We start from the raw sequence: 5,206 nt of genomic DNA on the forward strand, positions 1-5,206 counted from the left end.
TATCTTAATTACCTCTTCGATATCTCTTCCTTGCCCTGGGATTATTTGCCCCGAAATTTAAAGCTTTTGAACGAAACTATGGCCTATTACCAATTCCAAAAATAATTAAAAGGGGGTGATTACATAGATGATGCCAGTAACTTATGCAAACCTCACTAAAGAACAGTACCAAAAATTGCTTGAAGCTGAAGAATCCATTAACGCTTTAGGAATAGAAAGCGACATTTACTTATTGGCTGTCAAACGAACATAAATTGTTTGGGCAATTTCCCTATCTACTGCAGCCCGCGTCCGTCCAATTTTTATAACATAAGTAGGAAATCGCTGTTCTAAGGCAATAGGAAGTCCTGGAATTACTCCCATAGCCATTAATTTTTTTATTATAGCCTCATCATTGGTATTAAAATAAGCAACAATTCCCTTTTCGCCTGTTTTCATATTTATAAGGTTTATAGCCAGTGGTTTTTGCAATGCATTCATTAAAAGTTCACCCCCAAGGCTGTTAAAAGGAAATTAACCAAATATCCCATTAGAAAAGCAAAGGGAAAAATAAAAGCAGTCATCGCCAAAGTAACTTTTGTACCCCGTTCCTTCAACATCATGGAAAACTGAGCAATACATGGTATGAACAAGGTTAGAGTTATCGCAGCTACTACCAGCTGTCTGCCTGCCAAAATCCCTCTTTGGTAAAGGTCAAACATTCCAGCAGCACCATAATCCCGGCGGAAAAAGCCAAATAAAAAGACTTGTGCTGCCTCTTTGGGAAGGCCAAGCCAGAGCATAACCGGCTCAAGAGCGCGAATTATTAAATCAAAAAGTCCAGTTAATTTCCCTAGCCAAATTAAAACCGAAGCTAAAATAAAGAGCGGTAAGATTTCAATAAAATACCACTTCATCCGCACATATGTCTTGGTTAAAACATTTTTTACTTTGGGAATTCTCAAAGGAGGAATTTCCATATAAAATCCTGCTCTTTTGCCCGGAAGAAGCTGGGCGGTAAGAAAACCTACAAGGAGAAAAACAAAAATCATAAAGCCGCTCCAAATCAACAAAGCTCCGGGATTATTTGATAAAAGTCCTAGGATAACACCAAGCTGCGCCGAACAGGGTATTGCGAGAGCCAGTAAAAGAGTAGCTATAATCCTTTCTCGATTGGTCTCTAAAGTTCTGGTGACCATAGTTGCCATAGTGTCGCAACCAAAACCCAGAACCATAGGAATAACCGCTCTACCCGAAAGACCAATTGCTTTAAACGCCCTGTCTACCAAAAGTGATAATCTCGGTAAATAGCCGCTGTCTTCTAAAATTGAAAACATCAAAAAAAAGGTAGTTACCACTGGCAAAACAATTGCGACCGCATACCTAATCCCCAAAGTAATTATGCCATAATCATTAGCTATTAAATCCTGCAATACTTTCCAGGGAATAACTTGAGCCGTAACTTGATTAACTACTGGATTAATATTTTTTTCAAAAAAAGTCTCAATTAAGTCCACCAGCGTACCGGCCCCAAATACTCCTACAAATTTATAAACACCGTAATAAAGAATTAACAGCATTATGGGAATACCAGTTATGGGGTTCACCGTTAGTTTATGCAAAATTTCAGTTATACTTGCTTTTTCCGAACCTTCTTCTTTTAAAGCTTCTCTCTCAACCTTAAAAGCTGTCTCCTGACGCACTGAAGCGATAATATAGCTTATTGGTTCTGTAAAATGCTTCTCAGTTTCCGTTATTACCTCCAGTATTTTTTCATAAGACGGTTCTTTCTGGGCAATTTCCCTGAGAAGAGCCTCATCCTTTTGTAAAAGCAAAAGGGCAACGCTTCGCTTGGTCAATTTATAATCGATCGTTAATAGCTTCTCAATTTCGGAAATTGCCTTTTCAATTTGCTCTGGATATTTCACCTTATTTATTGACATACTCTGCCACCCTCTCTTTTAATTCCCGAATTCCCACATTTTGCGCTGCAGCCATAGTAACCACTGGTATTCCCAGTTCTCTTTCAAGTTTTTCCCGGTCAATAGCAAGTCCTAGTTGCTCCGCTTCATCCATCATATTTATTGCTAAAAGTACCGGAAGTCCCGCCTCAATTAATTGATAGGTTAAGGGCAGCATCCTTCCAAGATTCTTGGCATCAACAACATGAACCACTAAATCCGGTTTTTCTTCTAGCAAAAGATCCCGGGCTACTTTTTCCTCCTCCGTTATTGGTAAAAGGGAATACATCCCCGGAGTGTCCACTACTTCATACTCCCGGCCATGTATTACCGTCTTTCCCCGGGCTATTTCTACTGTGGTTCCCGGGTAGTTGGAAACAGTAACGTATGCCCCCGTTAACGCATTAAAAAGCATACTCTTGCCGACGTTTGGGGAACCCACCAGGGCAAATTTTAAAAGCTTTTCCTCACACATTTCCTTTTGAGCTTTTTGCCAAAAAAAGCCAAAACGCCGTCGATATCTTCCTCCAGCATGATGACAACTTCTATTGCAGTTATGGCAATCCATAGTAACAACCTCCGTTATTGAAATTCATTCTCAATTACATGGTAAAAAAAATATTCTTTACTTTTTTTATTATAACAGATTTTTTGTAATTGACAAGTATTCTCAATTAAATTTCCACCACCGGGAAACGATAAAAGTTATAATTAGGGCTAATATTATCCGGTAGCCTAAAAGAAGAGCCCCATTAGCTCCTACAGTGACAAATAAAAGGGTATCTTCAATTAAAGAATGACATATAACTAGAAATACACTAATTAAAACTAAATCTTTATGTTTTAAAACCCCGTCGCGGGCACTATCAATAATTAAGCCAGCCCCATAAGCAAGGCCAAAGATTAACCCCGCCATTAATGGAAAAGCTGCTTCCTTTTGCATTCCCAAAAAGCCCATGAGGTGCTCTAGCGGTTTTGCCCATTTTTCAAGGACTTTTAATTCTTTCGCAATTTCTAAAACCACCATTAGTGGAATTACAATAAGCGCAATTTTAATAAGCATACCAATACTTCCCGATAATGCTTCAATTATCATCTTTTCCCCCATATTCCCACTCCTAAAGAACAATATTTAAAAGAAAACCGCTAAACAATGCAGCAGTTAGCCGTAATAATACCAGATACCCGATGGCAACTCCGCTTTTTTTGCTAACAGCTGTTTCCACAAAAAGATTATGGGAAAGTAAAAGCATTGTAGCAATAATCGTTACCTGCTTTGTTGTCAAATGTAGGGCAGCAATCGCCGCAATAGTCGGATAAAGATTTAAGACATTGCCAATTACAAAAATTAAAGATGCCTCCCCCGGAAGTCCTACCAACTTCATTACCGGCTCAAAGAACTTTGAAATTATTGATAATATCCCAGAATATTTTAAAATGGTAATTAAAAAATATACCGGAACAACTGTTTTGGCAAGTTCATAGGTTACATTAAAACCTTTTTGTATCCCGCGAAATGCAGCTATTTTTAAATTATAAAAATTTATTCCTTCCATCCTAATCCCCCAAAACATTTTCTTCTTATTTTAAGCTTTATCCACTACCTTGACAACCTCGTAACGTTATACTACTACCATTCGTATTCTCGCTATACAAAATAATCAAAAAAATTACCCCTAACATTTTGCAAAATTTATTGCAAAATGGAGGGGTTTTAAAGTATGGTAGGACAAGGAAACAGAGCCTCCTCCTCTCCATTAAACGATATTTTACCTATACTCATTTTCCAAATCGCTTATCAATTCCCTGTAGGTTTCCTCACTGATTTTTCCTTCCAACAAAAGCCTACGAATCCGCTTTCTTTCCGCTGCCAATTGAGCTTGAGCACCGCTCCTGCTGCTTCCCTTACCATAACGGCTATTTTTGTCTTTGCGGGTAGGGTGAGAACTGCTCTGAGTTTTCAGAGCATAGAAAATTAGCAGCCCTAAAAATACTATAAACAAAATAAAAAGCAGCAAGATAATCCAATCCGAGACCGGAGTAGAAATCGTTGGTGTGGTTGAAGTAGTTGGTGGAGCTTGGGTATTAGCAGCCTGGTTGTCGTTCTTCGGCTTTTCAAAGGAAGGATTGGGATCATCCTTGGTATAGGAAATCTTGATACTAATTGGGTTGGTAGGATTGGTAAAAGTATACCCAAAGGTATTTAAGTTATAACCCTGACCCGTAAAAGTATAAGGAGGATCAAGCTTAAAATTGGTAGCTTTCAGAGGTTTTCCCACAAACAGAGTTAAATTTTTGATTGGCAGAATCGGTACAAATTTGTAATCAATCGTCTTATTGGCCTGACCTTTAATACCATCATAGTAAAATTCCAGATACACCTTATACTCTTGGCCAGGCTGAACTGTTTTTGATAGCTTCCAAGTTAGTTCCTGGTAGTCTCCTTTATCGGTGAAACGATAGGGTTGGCATTCATGGCCCCCCGCTGCATTAATTTCACACGCCATTCCCACATTGATATTTTGGTCTTTTTTGGGTACCATAAATTTAATTTCCCCGTTATAAGGCAGTGAAGAAATAATAGTTCCTTCGTAAATAACAAGAATTTTATCGGGCTCATCATACTCAGGTAATACTGAAACCGTAAGGTCTTTAAACTGGATATCGCTTTGTGCGTATACTTGCACCGGCGATACAGAAAACAAAAATAAAAAGGCCGTTAGAATAATTAAAACCTTCAAGTTTTTTTGGGGTTGAAACCATCTTAGCATTTATCCGCCTCCTTTGGTTATTTATATCTACTACTTTTTGTAGTATATATTAAGTACTTTTATTATAGTATTTTGAAATTTTTTGAATAAACCCGATTGCAATAACTGGTGGGCCGAAATCGCCAATTAGGTCATAAATACGCCGTTTTTTGTCGTCTTAGCCGTGATAATTTGTAAATGTTTCGCTATATAATTTCGAAGTACCTATCTTGCTTATTAGGAGTACTAAATACTTTTAGCGAAAGTGAAAAAAATTTTTTCACACTCCCCCACTCTCTAAACGTCCAACCTTTACTTTGTCAAGTCAAGCATTTGCAACAGCCTTATATAAGGTTTTCCCTCAAGCCAGAAATTTGCCGCCGGTCACCGGTAGAACCTGTATTACAGCCCTCTGCCGGACACAAAAGCAAAAAGGGGATAGGCAAATTACCTATCCCCTTTAGATTTAACTCCGGCGGCGACCTACTCTCCCAGGACCTTACGTCCCAGTACCAT

The 5,206-nt window shown here is 38.4% G+C and carries 6 protein-coding genes; all 6 read right to left on the reverse strand.

All coding sequences use genetic code 11. The features are described 5' to 3' along the window. Positions 1-225: 225 nt before the first annotated feature. The 6 genes from cpu_RS09415 to cpu_RS09440 all read right to left on the reverse strand — a co-directional run bounded on the left by cpu_RS09415 (position 226) and on the right by cpu_RS09440 (position 4,711). Entirely contained in the window at positions 226-480 is a 255-nt protein-coding gene (locus cpu_RS09415; protein WP_075859759.1) for a FeoA family protein, read from the reverse strand. Continuing rightward, positions 480-1,922 (reverse strand): ferrous iron transporter B, encoded by a 1,443-nt coding sequence (locus tag cpu_RS09420; RefSeq protein ID WP_075859760.1) that lies wholly within the window; start codon positions 1,920-1,922, stop codon positions 480-482. Before cpu_RS09420 ends, cpu_RS09415 begins: the two co-directional genes overlap by 1 nt. Further along, positions 1,909-2,508 (reverse strand): FeoB small GTPase domain-containing protein, encoded by a 600-nt coding sequence (locus tag cpu_RS09425; RefSeq protein ID WP_075859761.1) that lies wholly within the window; start codon positions 2,506-2,508, stop codon positions 1,909-1,911. Before cpu_RS09425 ends, cpu_RS09420 begins: the two co-directional genes overlap by 14 nt. A gap of 102 nt (positions 2,509-2,610) precedes the next feature. After that, on the reverse strand, positions 2,611-3,048 hold the full coding sequence (locus tag cpu_RS09430) for a nucleoside recognition domain-containing protein (RefSeq protein WP_077177286.1): 438 nt from the start codon (positions 3,046-3,048) through the stop codon (positions 2,611-2,613). 10 nt (positions 3,049-3,058) lie between these two features. Next, positions 3,059-3,496, reverse strand: coding sequence for a nucleoside recognition domain-containing protein (locus cpu_RS09435; protein ID WP_075859762.1), 438 nt, complete (start codon positions 3,494-3,496; stop codon positions 3,059-3,061). A gap of 213 nt (positions 3,497-3,709) precedes the next feature. After that, the gene (locus cpu_RS09440; protein WP_075859763.1) at positions 3,710-4,711 is read right to left on the reverse strand and encodes a hypothetical protein; all 1,002 of its coding nucleotides are present in this window, start codon (positions 4,709-4,711) and stop codon (positions 3,710-3,712) included. Positions 4,712-5,206 lie beyond the last annotated feature (495 nt).

Source organism: Carboxydothermus pertinax (assembly GCF_001950255.1).
Taxonomy (GTDB): domain Bacteria; phylum Bacillota; class Z-2901; order Carboxydothermales; family Carboxydothermaceae; genus Carboxydothermus; species Carboxydothermus pertinax.

Bases quoted from the DNA above. Each gene is read 5' to 3' on its own strand.
- cpu_RS09415 (WP_075859759.1), bottom strand. From the start codon at position 480: ATGAATGCATTGCAAAAACCACTGGCTATAAACCTTATAAATATGAAA.
- cpu_RS09420 (WP_075859760.1), bottom strand. From the start codon at position 1,922: ATGTCAATAAATAAGGTGAAATATCCAGAGCAAATTGAAAAGGCAATT.
- cpu_RS09425 (WP_075859761.1), bottom strand. From the start codon at position 2,508: ATGGATTGCCATAACTGCAATAGAAGTTGTCATCATGCTGGAGGAAGA.
- cpu_RS09430 (WP_077177286.1), bottom strand. From the start codon at position 3,048: ATGGGGGAAAAGATGATAATTGAAGCATTATCGGGAAGTATTGGTATG.
- cpu_RS09435 (WP_075859762.1), bottom strand. From the start codon at position 3,496: ATGGAAGGAATAAATTTTTATAATTTAAAAATAGCTGCATTTCGCGGG.
- cpu_RS09440 (WP_075859763.1), bottom strand. From the start codon at position 4,711: ATGCTAAGATGGTTTCAACCCCAAAAAAACTTGAAGGTTTTAATTATT.